Origin of the sequence: Chryseobacterium sp. PvR013 (assembly GCF_017833095.1) — a bacterium.
In the GTDB taxonomy this organism is placed as follows: Bacteria; Bacteroidota; Bacteroidia; order Flavobacteriales; family Weeksellaceae; genus Chryseobacterium; species Chryseobacterium culicis_A.
This window is the reverse complement of sequence record NZ_JAFIBT010000001.1, coordinates 3387723-3404839: the sequence shown is the minus strand read 5'-3', so window position 1 is coordinate 3404839 and position 17117 is coordinate 3387723. Positions and strand designations below refer to the sequence as shown.

The following is a 17117-nucleotide window of genomic DNA, read 5'->3' as shown; positions in this document are numbered from 1 at the left end:
TGTAGAGATTACATAGCTCTTTTATGCGTAACTAAAATGTGAGAGTCCTCGCTTCTTTCGTAATCTCTGTATGAAGTTTTAAACCCTATCAGTTCTACATTGATGTCTTGTTCCTTTGCACGGATATTGGCAAAGTCCTGAATCATTTCCAGTACATCGGTTGCAATGTAGGATGTACTTTTTGCATCTATGATTACTGTAGAGTTGGGTTTTATATTTTTAAGTGTTTTTTTGATGGCTGCCTTATTTAAAAATGATACTTCTTCAGCCAGCTTGATATTGATCCCATCAGCGTCATCCAGTCTTTCTCTGCTTAAATAGTAAGCTCTTTTCATATTTCCCTGAAGGATATAGAAAACGGAGATGGTAAGACCAATTCCTACCCCTTTTAACAGGTCTGTTGCTACTACAGCTACCACGGTTGCTACAAACGGTATAAACTGGAATTTTCCCAGGTGCCAGAAATGTTTGAACGTAGCTGGCTTTGCCAATTTATATCCCACTAAAATTAATACCGCAGCTAATGTTGCTAATGGAATTAAATTTAAAATAACAGGAATTGAAAGCACACAGATCAATAAAAAGACTCCATGAATAATAGAGGAAATTTTAGAGGTTGCTCCGGCATTGGCATTGGCAGAACTTCTTACCACTACAGAAGTCATCGGAAGCCCACCAATAAATGAACTGATAAGGTTTCCTATTCCCTGGGCTTTAAGTTCAAGATTGGTATCTGTAATTCTTCTCTGTCTGTCTAAACGGTCCGAAGCTTCAATACAAAGTAACGTTTCAATAGAAGCTACAATGGCAATTGTTGCCCCTACAATCCATACTTTAGGATTGGTAAAACCATTCAAGTCCGGAGTCGTAATCAGATTTTTAAAATCATCGAAAGTCTGCGGAACCGGTAAAGAAACCAAATGCTGGGTTTCGATAGCCAGAGAACTTCCGGACATCTTAAAGAGTTGATTCAAAAGGATACTTACAATTACTGCCACCAATGCTCCCGGAAGCATTTTCATCCTTTTCAGTACGTGGATTTTGTCCCATGCAATAAGGATGGCTACAGAAACTAAAGTAATAACAATGGCTCCCGGATGAATAGCTCCGAATAATTCTGTAAAATATCCGAAATTCAGGCCGTTATCAAAAATAGATTCGTGGCCTTCATAATCTTTATCAAATCCTAAAGCGTGCGGAATCTGTTTTAAAATAATAATGATTCCTATGGCTGCCAGCATTCCTTCAATAACGTTATTCGGGAAATAGTTGGAAATACTTCCGGCTCTTACAAACCCTAAAACCAATTGAATAAGTCCTGCAATAATTCCTGCACACAGAAAGAGTTCAAATGCACCAAGATCTGTTATTGCTGTTAAAACGATAGCTGTGAGACCCGCTGCAGGTCCTGATACTGAAATATTTGAATTACTGATTGTTCCTACTACCAGGCCGCCTACGATACCGGAAATAATACCGGATAATGGGGGAGCACCTGATGCTAAAGCAATTCCTAAACACAACGGAAGTGCTACTAAAAATACCACGAGTCCTGAAGGAAAATTTTCCTTGATTCCTCCTATTAATGATGTCTTTTTCATAATGTGAAGCTGTAAGGTATAACCGGCTTATCTGTTTTTAGATAAGTCAATTATAAAAAGTTGAAAAAAATAATTTTTAAAGTACATGCGTATCCGATATCAAAAATGATATGGAAATAGTATCAAAAAAATCTAACTATAGGAGTTACGCTTCCGGAGGAGGGGAAAATATAGTAAGTAAAGGGGAAAGATGAAAAGAATCATCAATCAGAATAAAAGACACACCCTGAACATCAGGTTCAGAAAACTTCAGATAATCGAAAACATCTAAAGGTTTCGGAATGGTCTTTTCGTAAACAATGAATGAGGATGGGTGAGAATGGGGTTCTTCTTCATTGATTATTATATTCGTTCTCGCAATATCCCAGCCTGCAACTGCAGCAATGCCTGGCAGCGCTGTGAAATTGAGAAAAAACGTTAATACAATAATACTCCAGAATTTCATTTTACCTTCTTTTTAGAAAAACTACTTGGTCTTTCTGCTCATTACCCAATCAGAACCTGTAAGATTGTAGATCTTTTGGATGTCTTTCAAGATTTTCTCAAAATCAATCTCCAGATCAATGATTTTACCTGTTCTAAGGTCAAATACCCACCCGTGAACAATAGGATACTCTTCTAAAATGTATCTTTCCTGTACACAGGCCATTTTGATCACGTTGATGCACTGCTCCTGAACATTAAGTTCTACAAGTCTGTCATAACGCTTGTTTTCGTCCTGAATAGAATCCAGCTCTGCCTGATGCAGTCTGTAAACATCACGGATGGTTCTCAGCCATGGATTTAATAATCCAAGATCCTGAGGAGTCATCGCTGCTTTTACACCTCCGCAATTGTAATGCCCACAAACAACAATGTGTTTTACTTTCAAATGTTCTACAGCATACTGAATAACAGCTGTGGAACTCATATCCAAAGTATTAACAACATTAGCAATGTTTCTGTAAACAAATACTTCTCCAGGTTTTGCTCCCATCAACTCTTCTGCAGTGGCTCTGCTATCTGAACATCCGATATACAGATAATCCGGATGCTGAGTTTTTGCAAGTTCATGGAAGAAATTTGGATCTTCTGCTAACTTTGACTCTACCCATTTTTTATTGTTTTCGAAAATAACCTCGTACGATTGTGACATAATTTTAAATTTTAAAAGTTTATAATTATTTATTTCGTTTAAATTATTTTCAAAATCAATAGACTAAATCAATAATTATGCAAAAATATACTTTTTGTTAAAAAGTCAAACACTTTTAACAAAGTTTAATAGTAAAATATGCTTAAAATCATATCTGATATTCCTATATACTTTGCTTTACCCATATTGATATCTATAAGGTAATCCAAACGTTTAAAAAACTAGGATAAAATTACGAAGTATAAATTAAAATTTGAGATTTGTGAATTAAAATATTCTTAATTATTTATCGGTTCATGGATGTATTGGATTTGAGTTTAAAAAAAATCATCGAAATATATCAGAAAATGAATAATTTAAAGGTCTGATAAATCTATTCATTGAATGTCTGATTTTGGATTGCAATCTTTACCATCCTTATTTTACCTGGCAGGAGTTTTTATTGCCTGTTTTTCTTCTCTTTTGATTCTGGGGAAACGCAAAAAAATAAAGGCAGATTATGTACTGGCAGTTTGGTTTTTGATGATAGGAATACATCTTATATTATTTATGCTGTTTTTTTCCGGCAGCTATGTGAAATATCCTTATTTTCTTGGTTTTGAAGTGATCTTTCCCTTTATTCACGGGCCAATACTGTATGTATATGTTCTGTGTGTAACAGGAAGAAATCCTGGTGTGAAGACAGCGTTGCTGCATGGCATTCCTGTTCTGATGATCTGTATATTGTTATCTCAATTTCTGATGATGTCTCCCTGGGATAAGCTTGCTTCTTATCAGAATGGGAATAACGGGTGCAAATCATTAAGTAAGGTCATCAAATATCTTATGATCTTATCAGGAATTGGATATGTTGTTTTAAGCCTTCTTGCCGTCAGGAAATATACGAAAGGAATATCCAGCCAATACTCAAATACTGAGAAAATTAATCTGAACTGGTTGTATTATCTTATTGCAGGTATCGCCTTCATATGGATTGCTGTTATTATTAGAAATGATATTCTTATTTTTTCCATCGTTGTTCTATTTATTGTAGTGGCAGCGTACTTTGGAATCAGTCGGGTGGGGATTTTGGATCTGCCTGTTGGTATTGATATGACAGAGGATAAGGAAGAGGATCATGAAATGGTAAAATATCAGAAAAATTCTCCGGGTGATGAGGCTATACAATCTATTTATGAAAAGCTCGTGTATAAAATGGAACACGAAAAACTATATAAAGACCCGGAACTTAATCTGAACAATATTGCCAAAGTATTGGAGGTTCACCCTAATGTATTGTCTCAGGTCATTAATTCTATGGAGCAGAAAAATTTTTATGATTATATCAACAGGCAGCGTATTGAAGAATTTAAACGGACTGTAGTACTTCAGGAAAATCAAAAATATACGATTCTTTCATTGGCTTTTGAATGTGGATTCAATTCCAAAACTTCTTTCAACAGAAATTTTAAAAAATACATGAATTGCTCACCTACAGAATTTTTAAAAAGCCAAAGCATTCATATGGAATGATTTATTGTTGATATTTCTGGTTGGTTATTTGTAAATGATTTATTATTAGTGATTTATAAATAGGTTTCACCTTTCATTTTGGAACATTTGGCACTTTTATAATGCTCATTTTTACAGAAAATTAAATTGACAACTATGAAAAAGTTACTGTTTGTAATAATGGGTATTTTGGCATTACTTATTGGATTATATCCTTTTATTTACGCTTTTGTAGAACATAAATATACCTTTCTGGGTTCAAAATCATCAGAAGTTCTCCATAATGTTATCTGGAAATCCGCCTTTTTCTCTCATATTATTTTTGGTGGGCTGGCACTTTTTATTGGCTGGTCTCAGTTTGGGAAATCATTCCGCAATAAAAATATCAGGGTGCATCGCATCATTGGGAAGCTCTATGTGATTGCAGTGGTTATTAGTGCTGTTTCGGCTGTTTATATGGGCTTTTATGCTAATGGCGGATTAATTTCATCGGCAGGGTTTATCAGTTTGGGATTAATCTGGCTGATGACTACTCTTGCAGCGGTTATACAGATCAGAAAAGGGAATATCAGTAAACATCAGCAATTCATGACCTACAGTTATGCCTGCACCTTTGCTGCAGTGACACTGAGGCTATGGTATCCTTTGCTGACAAAGATTACTGGAGATGCTGAAAGCTCTTATATTGCAGTGGCATGGCTGTGTTGGGTTCCCAATCTGCTAATGGCCTATTTTATTAATACAAAAAAGGTTGCAATTTCAGAATAAGGTTCTATTCCGGTAGTTGACTATACTCCATACTCTTCATCTCTAAGTTCAGATACTTATTTCCTTCATTCTTATAATGAAGGGGTGTTTCAAGACCCATATATTTCATGATCAGAGGGTAGATGTAAGTGGTTTGTGTCTGTTGGGGTTTATGTCCGGTAATTCTGTAGTTTGCCGGAACTTTGTCTCCAAACCATACAAAAAACGGAACCTGAGTAGATTCTTTAGAGTCTACGTGCAATAATTTGTCTCCTTGTATTTTAAGGCCATGATCTGAAGCGTAAATTACCACAGAATTAGTGTTTTTCAGCGTTTTGAAAATATTGTTGAAAACATAATCCGTGTATTTGATAGAGCTGTCATAGCAGTTAAGATCTCCGGAATTCCAGTTGGGAGGAAGTCTGTTACATGGGTTTGGATGGCTTCCCATAATGTGAAGAACTACAAATTTATTCTCTTTCTTCTGTATGGCATTTTTGAGTTCAGGAACAATTACTTCATCGTAGCCGTTTACCCATTTTTTATTTTTAGACATGGAAGCTATGGCTGTAATTCCTTTTGCACTTGCCTGTGTACTGAGCCAGAAAGAATTGTACCCGCTCTGATTGGCAAGATTGATGATATTGTAGGAAAGTTTATCATAACGATATCTGAATTCATCCGGATGAATGCTGGATAACATTAATGGCACACTCAGGTTTGTAATTCCTGCAGGAGAAACAGCATGATCAAAAATCATCATGTTTTCAGCCTGTTGATCTGTATAAGGAGTTGTTTTTTTAGAATAGCCATACAGGGACATGTTTTGCTTTCTTTCTGATTCCCCGATGATAAGAATTACATTTTCTATTCCAGGCTGTATTTTTTTGATATTGAAAACCGGAATATTCTTTTTTATTTCATTAATATCTCTCTGTATATTCAATGCGGTATTGAAATCAGATAAATGATAATATACATTCTTGATCATCCTGCCTCCACCTTTATTGCTTACATAGGTGTGTTTAAGGTGATATCCGAAGGGTAAAATAAGCCACAGTAATGCAATAGTGATAAATTTAGCATCAAACTTGACCACACTTGTTTTTAGGTAATTCACCGAGTACACTATCATTCCCAGAAAAACGAAAAACAAGATGACCGGAAGAATAAACATATAAGACATGCTCATGGCTTCATCCGGATTAGACTCAAGAATACTGATGGCCATTCCTACATTAAATCCGGAATGATAAATAAGAAAACAGGATACTGAGATCAGAAAGTTAATGCTTAGCAATAAACAGAGAATACCAGCAATGACAGTTGTATATTTATTCTTAAAAAGAAGTGCATTGAATACCAGAAACGAAGAAAACATAATTCCATACTCAAAAATATTCCGGATACTGTCTGTTTTTTCAGCCCCAAAGAGATTATCAAAGATGTAAGGGAATGAAATCAAAAAACCCGTTAGGTATATTATAATGAGAAGAATAGGAACTATTTTTTTGAACATGGTTGTAGGTGTCTGGGCTGTTAGGATAAATTTTATATCATCTACCTCTTAGAGTTTCCGGAAGAGCCTGCCGAATATCAGAATCATGGAGTGCATGAAAAGAATTACTATCAGATAATAATTCCCAAATGTTATAGATATTGCATCAACTCAACAAAGAAACTTTTGAAGATAAATTGTTGTAGTTTAGAGCGGTATGTATTTTTCCGCTTTATAGAGTTGATTGTGTAAGTAGGAATAGGGACGTTTGGGTCATATTTTTTCTCATCAAAAATTATTTTAAAAAATTAATAATAAGTCTGGGTTGTGTTTTTAATATTAAGCGATTTGTGGTATTGTAAGGATAGGTGTCATCAAAAATAAAATGTAATATTTTATTTAAAATTGATGATTGTGTTGTTGTTATATAACCAAACAATACATTTTTTTTCAAATGTACAGGAAATTACCGATAAATGCAAGTAGAATTTTTACTATAACTATTGGATTTACTATACTTTACGGTTGATGTAATCCTTTGTTGCATCTGCTGTAGGGATAATTTTGGCAGGATTTCCAATTACAACAGAATGGGAGGGAACATCAAAGTTGACATAAGAATTAGGTACGATCAATACATTATTTCCGATAGTGATTCCTCCTACAATAACGGCATTGGTGCCAATCCATACTTCATCGCCAATAACCGGATACCCTTCATTTTTTCCACGGTTCTGCTGACCTATGGTGACTCCATGAGCAATATTGCAGTTTTTTCCGATAACTGTTTTGGGATTAATGACAAGGCTTCCAAAATGTCCCAAATAAAAACCTTCGCCGATCTGGGTCTCAGGATAAATCTGAAAACCATATTTGATCTGATAATGTCTTAGTACAATTTTCCAGAAAATATTCAAAAAAGGAATATTCTGATATTTCTGAGCCTTTCTCAGGATATAGACAAAATGAAGATTTGGATGAATGCATTTTTTCCAGATCTGAAAAGTTGAAAGCCATTTTCCGCTTTCCCGGTAAAAATCTTTTTGAATGATAGAATAATCGGCCATTGTAAATGTTTTTATACTTCGTCAATTATTTTCTGAAGATGTTCTACAGATTTTTCCAAAACAAATGGAAGCTCAGTTTCTGAGACCTGCTTTTTGTATTCTTCAATTATATTTTTATCCGTAAGAAACTTTTTCATTCCTTCATATATTCCTTCTTCGGAATTGGGTGTGATATTTCCCAGCTTTCCATCCTGGAGAAGATCCCTGATGCCGGAAATATCCGTAGCAGAAATAGGTTTATTGAGGATAAGCGCTTCTGCTATAATCGTAGGGAATCCCTCGTGTCGTGAAGACATAATGTAAAAATCTGCCTTTTTCATATAAGGATACGGATTACTGCTGAAGCCAAGCATTTTGGCCGTATTTTGAAGCCCTAAGGTATCAAGTTGGTTTTGAATAGTATCAAAGTCGTATCCGTCACCAATGATCAGGAGTTGGTGTTGAAGCCCTTCATCAATCAGTTTTTTATGAACATTAAGCAATCTGTCATATCCTTTCTGCGGATATACAGTTCCTACCGTTACAAAAGTAGGAAGATCACTGTTGAAAGGATAGTCATTAACTTCAATATCTGCCTTTCTTAACGTATCATTTTTGTCAATCGGATTAAAGATCTTAATCACGGATGCTTTTTCTGCTTCGTTTTTAGCCAGCTCATACATTCCTTCCTGAAGTTTGTTGGAAATAACGAGTATTCTGTCAAACTTGAAAAACTGTCTGATGACTTCCGGAGTGTACCCTTTTAGATTGAAAATATCATTCTGTACCCAGATAATCTTTTTCGAATCTTTTTGAGGACTGGAGAGAATTTCCTGGTGCATCGCATGGATGGCAGCAATCTCTACATCGTATTTTTTATTCTTTAAAACAAATTTATAAAGTAGGGAAGGAAACCAAAGAAACATCTTCTGATAAAGCACCCTGTAAGCTTTTACAGGAATATCCTGCAGCCTGTTGGTTGTTATCATTTCTCCTTTTGTCAAATAGTACAGGGTCACCCATGACGGAACCTCTTTAATATAGAGCCCCGAATAGAGATTAAGTAAAAGGTCGACTTCATATTTATCAGGAGGAAGATTTTTCAAAAAGTTGATTAATACTTTCTCAGCACCACCATGACGTAATGAACCTATACGAATGAGGAGTTTTTTCTTTTTCAATTTGCTTTTTTTCTTTTTTATGATTTGGCAAGATTAAATTTATTTAATTTTTCTTGCTTTTTTATACTTGTGAGGAAGATTTTCTTTGATATAAGCATCCAGCTTTTTTCGGTCTTTCTCCAGTTCACGGGGATATTCCGGGTTGTTTTTAAGAACAATATCACCATAATCCTCAATAGTACACAGAAATTGTGCCGGGTTTCCGATGAAGACCGTATTGTCAGGCATAGACTGTGATAATACAGAGTTGGCGCCCAAAATACAGTTGTTTCCAATCTGAACATCCTGCATAATTACACAATTAAGTCCAATAGTGCAGTTGTTTCCAATTTTTATTCTTCCTAATATTCTTGCGTCTTCATAGCCTGGAAGTCTTCTGAGCAAGGTGGTTGTTCCACCGTGATTCACAAACCTTACATCACCGGCAATATTTACGTTATCACCAATTTCAATAAGGTAAGGTTCCGTTCCGAAATACACTTTATCAGGCATGTTAAAGTTTTTTCCTACTTTCATCCCTCTATATTTAGCCACTTCAAGGCTGCCCCTGTTCAAAAAAGTATGGTAGAGGGAGTCTATTTTTAATAGGATTCTGAATATAAAAATCATCACAAGTGTAAATTTGTTTTCGTTACTTTTGCAAAGAAAGAGAATTTATTAATATGATGAAAATTTCAAAAATAGAATATTATCTGCCTCAGCAGGTGTTAACTAACGAGGACCTTGAGAAACAGTTCCCTGAATGGAGTTCCGAACGTATCCAGGAGAAAGTAGGTATTTCCCAACGTCATATTTCTTCTGACAGCGAAACCGTACTGGATATGGCTGTACAATCTTCAGAAAAAATTTTTGAAAACTATGACAGAAACAAAGTAGATTTTATTTTGTTCTGTACCCAAAGTCCCGAATATTTCCTTCCTACAACGGCCTGTATTTTGCAGGACAGATTGGGGCTTAGAAAAAATATCGGCGCTATAGATTTTAACCTTGGCTGCTCAGGATTTGTGTATGGACTGGCTTTTGCAAAAGGATTAATTTCCGCAGGCATTGCAAAAAGTATTCTCTTGGTAACTTCAGAGACGTATACCAAACACATTCACCCTGATGATAAAGGCAACCGCAGCATATTCGGGGATGCCTCTGCTTCTGCAATTATTGAAAAATCAGAAGGCAATGATTATCAGTTCTGCCTGGGAACAGATGGAAGTGGTGCAGAAAATCTTATCGTGAAGAAAGGTGCTTTCAAAAAAGATTTTGAACTCAATCCTGAACATGAATTCAGCCCTGAAAATATTTATATGAATGGCCCTGAAATTTTTAATTTTACGATTGAAAATATCCCCGGGCTGGTAAAAGAAACACTGGAAGTGAATGGAATGACGATGGATGATATTGATCATTTTGTTTTCCATCAGGCCAATTCTTTTATGCTGAATTATTTAAGAAAGAAAACCAAAATTCCGGCAGAAAAGTTCTATATTGATATGGAAAAAACCGGGAATACGGTTTCTGCAACCATTCCTATTGCTCTTAAAAATATGATGGATAAAGGAATGCTAAAAGAAGGGGATAAGGTTTTAATGGCTGGGTTTGGAGTAGGATACTCATGGGGAGCCACCATTATTGAAATATAAGAGAACAAAACATTTAAAATTATAAAATATGAAAACATCCGTTTTTTTAGAAAAACTACAGGAGGAATTGGAAGAAGATGAAACATTAACCACTGAAACGAATTTAAAATCTTTGGAAAGCTACGATTCTATCAGCTTGCTTTCTGTTATTGCATTTGTAGACGAAAACTTCAGCAAAAAAATTGATACTAAACATTTTAAAGATATTGAAACCGTTTCAGACCTGATGAATGTTATAGGAAAAGAAAATTTTGAAGATTAATGGATGCTTTCTCATTAAAAAATAAAATTATTCTCATTACAGGCGCTTCTTCCGGGATCGGGAGAAGCTGTTCTGTAGAATGCAGCAAAAGTGGTGCTGATCTTATTCTCGTGGGAAGAAACCATGAGGAACTGATGAAAACAGTGTCTATGCTGAATCCTGAAACAAAAGTTGAAACCATCACTGAAGATATTACCCAATCTGAAAACCTTGAAGCCATCATTGCGGATAAAGTTTCAGTATTAGGTAAAATAGCAGGATTTATTCATTGTGCCGGTATTGAGAAAACATTACCACTAAAGAAACATAACCCTCAGCTTTATCAGGATATATTTGCTGTCAACGTCATTGCAGGACTTGAAATTGCTAAAATTTTATCTTTAAAAAAGTATAAGGATGAGATCTCAAGTTTTGTATTTATTTCTTCCGTTGCAGGAATGATAGGAGAGGCAGGGAAGGCTGCTTATTCTGCCAGCAAAGGAGCTGTGATTTCCGGAGCCCGTTCTTTGGCTATGGAGCTATCAAGAAGTAATATTCGGGTTAACAGCATAAGTCCGGCGATGGTCAATACTCCAATTTTAGAGAAAATGTTTGAAAATATCGGAGAAGAAGCTTCATCAGAAATCATAAAAAAGCATCCGCTGGGAATAGGTGAACCTAAAGATGTAGCGAATGCCTGTATTTTTTTACTGTCTGATGCCTCAAGATGGGTCACAGGAACTAACCTTGTGATTGACGGAGGATATTCTGCACAATAACTTATTTTTTGAGCAGTGTTTCTATAATATTTTCTACACTGTCAAATATTTTCTTATTATCAAACTGACTTTCAATAGTTTTAAGATTCTCTTTAATGTGCGAAACAAGGCTGGGATCAGTAAGGAATTTTTTCATCGCTGAATACATTTCATCTGTCTTATAATTGATGAGGTATCCTGTTTCCCGGTCTTTGATCATAAGGCCTACATCTCCTACTTCTGTTGCAATAATAGGCTTCTGAAGGATTAAAGCTTCAGCAATTACCAGTGGCCATGCTTCAGATTCAGAAGAAAGGATGAAATAATCCGCTTTTTTAATATAAGGATAAGGATTCATCTGATTTCCCATTAAAATAAATGTCTTTTCAACATTATTTTTGACTGCCTGTGCTTTGAGGTTGTTCATTTCATCACCATCACCAATGACAATGATGCTGTGATGAAACCCTTCATTGATAAGCTTCGTATGAGCGTCAATAAGTTTGTGATATCCTTTTCTTGAATGAAGTCTTCCAATAGACGCAAAAACAGGCCCTTCAGGAAAATTTTCAAGCTTTTCTTCCGCCTTATGTTTAATTTCTTCGATAGGGATAGGATTGATGATAACGCTCTCAGCAGGATAATTGAGATTCGGGTAATACTGATGCATCATATCCTTTATCTTATGAGAGCAGTATACCATATGGTCAAATTGTGGAAAGCTCTTTAAAATGTTTGGTACTAATGGCTGAAATTTTGGGACATTAATTTCAGAATGAAACCAGCCTATTTTTTTTGAATTCTTATGGGTTGAGTTTAGAATGGCATCATAATCCCTGTAATCCATCCCGATCTCAATATCAAAAGTATCATTAATCAGACGGTCTGCGATGGCAGGAGAATTTTTCAGTTTTCTTAGCTTTATTCTTCTTTTAACGAGCTGAAGTTTCTGTAAAAGAGAGTTGTGGGAAAAATCTTCTTTTCCGTCGGTTAGGTATACTTTTCTGATGTGTTTCGGAAGTTCATCACGCAGTTTCCCCTGGTTGAGAGTCAAACATACTGTCATTTCAAATTTGTCAGGATTAAGATTGTTGAGAAGTCCCAGTAATACTTTTTCTACACCTCCCATTTCCATGGAACGATGCCTGAACAAAATTTTTATTTTTTTTTCTAACATTATCCGAAGATTGTTTGTAACGTAATTTTTATTTTTTTCATGATACGGAAAGGCAGCTGATGCTGATACTGCAATAGTTCAAATATTTCATCTGAACCTGTATACTGATCAGGAACTTTTTCTCCATTGATGGTGGTAAGTCCTCTGCGTTTCATCGTATTGAAAATCACCTGGGCAAAATACTCATGGGATTTCTTTTTATTGTCATTCTGTGAAATTCCGCCCTGATGGGTTCTGTAAAGATAGTTGGTTTCATTAATAAACTGAACGTTCCCTTTTTCATACATTTTAAGATATAAATCCTGATCTTCTCCTATTTTTAAATTAGGATTCATTTTTTCAGTCTGTTCATAAACCGATTTTCTGAAAGTTACAAAATGAGCAATCTGAATCGGGAAATTAAAAAAATAAGGATCTCCATTCGGTACCTGCATCGCAGATCTGAACGGAGCTATAGGCTTCAGATTCTGATCACATGTCATAAACCTTGAATAGGTAAGGACCGTATTTTTTTTAGCCTGAAAAATCTCCATACATTTTTGAATAGCCGTAGGGGAAATGGCATCATCCGGATCCACAAAACCACAGATTTCTCCTTCAGCAAGCTCAATCAGTTTGCTTTTTGTAACTCCTACACCGGAATTTTTTTCATTTTCAAAAAATTTAAATCTTTTGTCATTTGAAATCATTTCCCGGATCATTATCTTCTCATTTTCAGAAGAGGCATCGTCTAAAATTACAGCTTCCCAGTTTGTATAGGTCTGTTGAAGGATACTTTCCAAACAGTCTTTAAAAAAAATGGCGTTGTTGTAATGTGCAATAAGAATAGAAAACTTCATTACCGTTCCTTGAGTATTAAATCCTGATGATTGATAACAGTGGTATTAGACGGAATATCTTTATGAATGGTGCATCCGGCTCCAATGATACAGTTGTCTCCAATAGTAACCCCTTTTAAGACGGTCACATTACTTCCAAGCCAGCAGTTACTTCCTATTTTGATGGGAGCTGTAGTGAACTCAGATGAGAACAGCTTAAATTCCGGCTGGGTCTGGTAAGCATGGTTGTGGTCATACAGTTTCACCCCTTCTCCGAATAATGTATTATCTCCTATTGAAATTCTGTCGAGACAATTGATGGAGCAGAAATTGTTCATAAAAAAATTATTCCCGATTTCTAAAGTGGCATTTTGCTGCACAAGAATATGTACATAGTTTCTGAAACTAACGGAATTTCCAATAGTAATATTTTTTAGATTTTCGTGCAGAACAAAATGATTACTGATCCCAAGTTTTATCCCTTTAAAAGAAACATTGGGGTGTTTTTTAAGACGAGAAATCTGGCCCTTTCGTTGAATTTTTGCTAAAATTTCATCAAGCATACCTGAATTTATTTTCACATTTGTAGTTTACAAATATAATTTGTTTTATATAATTATAAGAATAAATCTTATTTTTGTGCCTTTAAATTAATACTTTATATCAAATAAGACAGCCTTCAGCGTTGAGGTTGTCCGGTTTTGATAAAGGAAAGCATTTTGTGTTCTGTGAAGATAAGTCAGATTACATTTACCAGGTTTATTGCCGCCATGGCAATTGTTATTTCTCATTTCAATAAAGATCTGTTTTTATATAAGATAGATTATATTTCCAATCTTTTTTTGAGGGCGAATGTTGGAGTAAGCTATTTTTTTATTCTTTCAGGATTTATCATGATCATTGCTTATCATAAAAAAGATAAAATTGATTACCTGGAATTTTACAAAAATAGGTTTGCCAGGATTTATCCGCTTTATATGCTGGGGCTTCTGCTGTATTTTATGACGAGATACGAGATGTTTGATGGGTATAAACTGGTTTTATATGGATTGGGCATTCAGAGCTGGATCCCGGGAGAAGCAATGATCCTTAATTTTCCGGGATGGTCTATTTCCGTAGAGTTCTTCTTTTATTTGCTTTTTCCGTTTTTGTACAATTACTTTTATGCTAAGAAAAATAAAATGATCTGGGTATTTGCGATCGGCCTCTGGTTGATCACTCAGGTATTTTCTAATCTTTATCCTGTGTATGGAGCTTATGAAGGGCCACATACAAAAAGTCATGAGTTTCTATATTATTTTCCTTTCTGGCATCTTAATGAGTTCCTGATCGGAAATCTTGCGGGGATATTTTTCGTGAGAAATTACAAACAAAAAAATTACGATCGTCAGGTGATCGCAGTCTTTTTACTGATTCTTGTGTCTCTGATGTTTGTTCCGCTTTTTTACCACAACGGGTTGATGGCTTTGCTTTTTGTTCCCGCTATTCTTTTCATTTCGGCTAATAACGGAAGAGTCAGTAAGTTCTTTTCACTAAAGCCTCTGGAATATCTGGGAGAAATAAGTTATGGAATATACATTACCCATATTCCTGTTCTTTATCTTGTGAGAGCATTTTTAAAATGGCAAGAATATACGTTCAGTATTGATATTGTATTTGTGATTTATATTATTGTTATGCTTTTCAGTTCGGCCGTTTTTTACCAGTTTATTGAAAAACCAATGCGTGATCTTCTAAGGAAAATCCATTTTGCTAAACGATAACAATTTTAAAAATAGTTTAAACTAGACGTTTAGCTTGCTTCTGTTGTTAGAACAAATCGTTTCTAAAATTAATATTATACAACCCTGAACGTATACTTTTATAATCTGTAAACAGATACTTCGTAATCATTCCCCATTTTTTGAGAAGAGGAGCATTGGCGATCTGGAAACTTCTGTATACTCTTTTGATGTGAAGTTTAATCTCTTCAGGAATAGTATTTTCATTTTCTGCCCAATAATTGACCTCTTTCCACAATACAACCCTTGTTGAGGCTGGTTTTACTTCTCCGGAATCTACTTTGGTAATTCTGTTATTCTCATGAACACCTCTCACCGCTACCGCTTTGTCAAGAATTCCCGGATACAGATTCAGATAGTAGGAAAGCCTGAATAAAAATTCTGTGTCCTGATGAAGCTTTAGATGGGTTTTAAAGAAATACTCCATGTTTTTCAAAGAACTTTTACGGATCGTTAACGCATCAATACTGAACAGTCCGAAAGTTCCTCTCATATTAAGCTGTCCCGGAAAGACATCTTTAGGAGAATGTTCTTTATAAACTGTAGTCAGGCGGTCTCCAAAAACTTTATAATACTGTTCTTTTGCCTTTTCAGAATAATAATGAACGCCTATGGCACCATATACGCCATCTACTTCATGATTGGGAAAAAGTTTTTTTTCTGCATCAAAACGGTTGGGAAGATAATAATCATCTGCATCAAGAAAAGCAATAAAATCTCCTTCTGCTTTTTCCATCCCAAGGTTTCTGCTGGCACCTGCCCCGTGATTTCCTTTGTCCGGATGCTGATAGAGCTTTACCCTGTCATATTTTTCAGCGAGTTCCCGGCAAACCTGTAATGCATTGTCCGGTGATTGGTCTTCTACTAATACAACTTCATATACCTCTTCGAACTGAAGTGCAGATTCTACAGCCTGAGCAACATACTTTTCGGCATTGTAGACGGGAATGATGACTGAAATTTTCATTTTTTCGATTATGCTTTTAATTTAATTTTCAAATAATGGGTAACTTTTTTCTCTACAAAATAATACAGAAGGGAAGCTACCATAATAACTAAAACAATTTTGAGAAGAAAAAAAGGAATGTTTAAATAGCCTTCTACTTTGAATCTTTTGAGAACAATCTCCACGAATGGATGAGACAGGTATAATGAATAGGAAATATCACCCAGAAATATTAATAATCTATTTCCTTTCCAATGGAAAATATAATCAAAGGTAAGGAAAGAAAAGACAAAGGTGGATATGATGGCCAACTTTATCCAAGTATTATCTATTGGAATAATATTAAGCAATACAAGTATAAATGATACTATTCCTATTACAGAAATTATGGCTGCCCAATTCTTTGGAACTGAATATTTGTTCAGTAAAAGTGCAAAAAGTATTCCCACAACAAAATAAAGATTCAGTGAGTGGGTTACCATTTTCAGATAAGGACTGTCAAAATGGATAATATAGCCTAAAATTGAAGTGAGGATGAAAAATCCTACAATGAAATAATACCTCTTTTCTTTAAAAAATAACGAGAGTCCAAATATGAGATAAAAGAACATTTCAAAATTTAAAGACCAGCCTAAGAAAAGAACCGGAAATTCTTTCTTGGTCGGAAGAAATAATAAAGAATGGATTAATTCATAAAGACCTGCTCCATGAAAATATAGAAAGAAACTGCCTCCCGGTATCATGGCTACAAATGTCAAAAGATAATACAATGGAACAATTCTGATCACTCTTCTTTTGTAAAATAAAGTAATCTGCTGAAAAGTATCCTTGCTGAAATTTATTTTTTGAGTGGTGAAAGCCATGATAAATCCACTGATAATAAAGAATACGGGAACACCGATGCTTCCTTTTTTAAATAGAAGGTCACCAAGATTCAGCCCTGGTAAGTTGATGGTATCCCGAAAGTGAAAGCAACATACCAATAATGCTGAAATCCCTCTTAGTATCTGGAGGTTGTTAAGTTTCATAGCAGAAGAAAAATCATCCTATCCTTTAAATTTTT

The 17117-nt window shown here is 35.1% G+C and carries 18 protein-coding genes; 6 read left to right on the top strand and 12 right to left on the bottom strand.

Going from position 1 to position 17117, the window contains the following annotated elements:
* Positions 1 to 8: 8 nt before the first annotated feature.
* The 3 genes from JOE44_RS15530 to JOE44_RS15520 all read right to left on the bottom strand — a co-directional run bounded on the left by JOE44_RS15530 (position 9) and on the right by JOE44_RS15520 (position 2736).
* Positions 9 to 1601, bottom strand: coding sequence for a SulP family inorganic anion transporter (locus tag JOE44_RS15530; RefSeq protein WP_209786254.1), 1593 nt, complete (start codon positions 1599 to 1601; stop codon positions 9 to 11).
* Positions 1602 to 1746: 145 nt separating this feature from the next.
* Entirely contained in the window at positions 1747 to 2046 is a 300-nt protein-coding gene (locus JOE44_RS15525; protein WP_105683231.1) for a hypothetical protein, read from the bottom strand.
* A gap of 21 nt (positions 2047 to 2067) precedes the next feature.
* Positions 2068 to 2736 (bottom strand): carbonic anhydrase, encoded by a 669-nt coding sequence (locus JOE44_RS15520; RefSeq protein WP_209786253.1) that lies wholly within the window; start codon positions 2734 to 2736, stop codon positions 2068 to 2070.
* Positions 2737 to 3120: 384 nt separating this feature from the next.
* Here JOE44_RS15520 and JOE44_RS15515 point away from each other — a divergent pair, with 384 nt between their 5' ends.
* A complete protein-coding gene (locus tag JOE44_RS15515) occupies positions 3121 to 4248 on the top strand; it encodes a helix-turn-helix domain-containing protein (protein WP_209786252.1) in 1128 nt (375 codons plus the stop codon).
* Between the two features lie 135 nt (positions 4249 to 4383).
* Complete coding sequence (locus JOE44_RS15510) at positions 4384 to 4995, top strand: DUF2306 domain-containing protein (RefSeq protein ID WP_209786251.1); 612 nt, start codon at positions 4384 to 4386, stop codon at positions 4993 to 4995.
* A gap of 4 nt (positions 4996 to 4999) precedes the next feature.
* Here the strand turns inward: JOE44_RS15510 and JOE44_RS15505 are convergent, their stop codons facing one another.
* From JOE44_RS15505 to JOE44_RS15490, 4 genes are all read right to left on the bottom strand, one after another.
* Positions 5000 to 6493: a phosphoethanolamine transferase gene (locus JOE44_RS15505; RefSeq protein ID WP_209786250.1), complete on the bottom strand. Its 1494-nt coding sequence runs from the start codon at positions 6491 to 6493 to the stop codon at positions 5000 to 5002.
* A gap of 491 nt (positions 6494 to 6984) precedes the next feature.
* A complete protein-coding gene (locus JOE44_RS15500; RefSeq protein WP_209786249.1) occupies positions 6985 to 7539 on the bottom strand; it encodes a serine acetyltransferase in 555 nt (184 codons plus the stop codon).
* Positions 7540 to 7550: 11 nt separating this feature from the next.
* Entirely contained in the window at positions 7551 to 8699 is a 1149-nt protein-coding gene (locus JOE44_RS15495; protein WP_209786248.1) for a glycosyltransferase, read from the bottom strand.
* Between the two features lie 39 nt (positions 8700 to 8738).
* Positions 8739 to 9215 (bottom strand): acyltransferase, encoded by a 477-nt coding sequence (locus JOE44_RS15490; RefSeq protein ID WP_245169794.1) that lies wholly within the window; start codon positions 9213 to 9215, stop codon positions 8739 to 8741.
* A gap of 146 nt (positions 9216 to 9361) precedes the next feature.
* Here JOE44_RS15490 and JOE44_RS15485 point away from each other — a divergent pair, with 146 nt between their 5' ends.
* From JOE44_RS15485 to JOE44_RS15475, 3 genes are read left to right on the top strand one after another with little or no spacing between them, the layout of a single operon-like run.
* Positions 9362 to 10333 carry a ketoacyl-ACP synthase III gene (locus JOE44_RS15485; protein ID WP_209786247.1) on the top strand — a complete coding sequence of 324 codons (972 nt, stop codon included), beginning with the start codon at positions 9362 to 9364 and terminating at the stop codon, positions 10331 to 10333.
* A gap of 28 nt (positions 10334 to 10361) precedes the next feature.
* A complete protein-coding gene (locus JOE44_RS15480) occupies positions 10362 to 10595 on the top strand; it encodes a phosphopantetheine-binding protein (protein WP_047380387.1) in 234 nt (77 codons plus the stop codon).
* A complete protein-coding gene (locus JOE44_RS15475) occupies positions 10595 to 11353 on the top strand; it encodes an SDR family oxidoreductase (RefSeq protein ID WP_209786246.1) in 759 nt (252 codons plus the stop codon). The genes JOE44_RS15480 and JOE44_RS15475 overlap by 1 nt, the downstream gene beginning before the upstream one ends.
* A 1-nt stretch (position 11354) precedes the next feature.
* Here JOE44_RS15475 and JOE44_RS15470 read toward each other — a convergent pair whose 3' ends face one another.
* From JOE44_RS15470 to JOE44_RS15460, 3 genes are read right to left on the bottom strand one after another with little or no spacing between them, the layout of a single operon-like run.
* Entirely contained in the window at positions 11355 to 12509 is a 1155-nt protein-coding gene (locus tag JOE44_RS15470; RefSeq protein WP_209786245.1) for a glycosyltransferase, read from the bottom strand.
* The gene (locus tag JOE44_RS15465) at positions 12509 to 13348 is read right to left on the bottom strand and encodes a glycosyltransferase (protein ID WP_209786244.1); all 840 of its coding nucleotides are present in this window, start codon (positions 13346 to 13348) and stop codon (positions 12509 to 12511) included. The genes JOE44_RS15470 and JOE44_RS15465 overlap by 1 nt, the downstream gene beginning before the upstream one ends.
* The gene (locus JOE44_RS15460) at positions 13348 to 13908 is read right to left on the bottom strand and encodes an acyltransferase (protein WP_309511705.1); all 561 of its coding nucleotides are present in this window, start codon (positions 13906 to 13908) and stop codon (positions 13348 to 13350) included. Before JOE44_RS15460 ends, JOE44_RS15465 begins: the two co-directional genes overlap by 1 nt.
* 147 nt (positions 13909 to 14055) lie before the next feature.
* Between JOE44_RS15460 and JOE44_RS15455 the strand changes: the two genes are divergently transcribed.
* Positions 14056 to 15090, top strand: a complete 1035-nt coding sequence (locus JOE44_RS15455) for an acyltransferase (RefSeq protein ID WP_309511704.1) — start codon at positions 14056 to 14058, stop codon at positions 15088 to 15090.
* 46 nt (positions 15091 to 15136) lie between these two features.
* Here JOE44_RS15455 and JOE44_RS15450 read toward each other — a convergent pair whose 3' ends face one another.
* A complete protein-coding gene (locus tag JOE44_RS15450) occupies positions 15137 to 16075 on the bottom strand; it encodes a glycosyltransferase family 2 protein (RefSeq protein WP_209786242.1) in 939 nt (312 codons plus the stop codon).
* 8 nt (positions 16076 to 16083) lie between these two features.
* Positions 16084 to 17082 carry an acyltransferase gene (locus JOE44_RS15445; RefSeq protein WP_209786241.1) on the bottom strand — a complete coding sequence of 333 codons (999 nt, stop codon included), beginning with the start codon at positions 17080 to 17082 and terminating at the stop codon, positions 16084 to 16086.
* Positions 17083 to 17117: the final 35 nt, after the last annotated feature.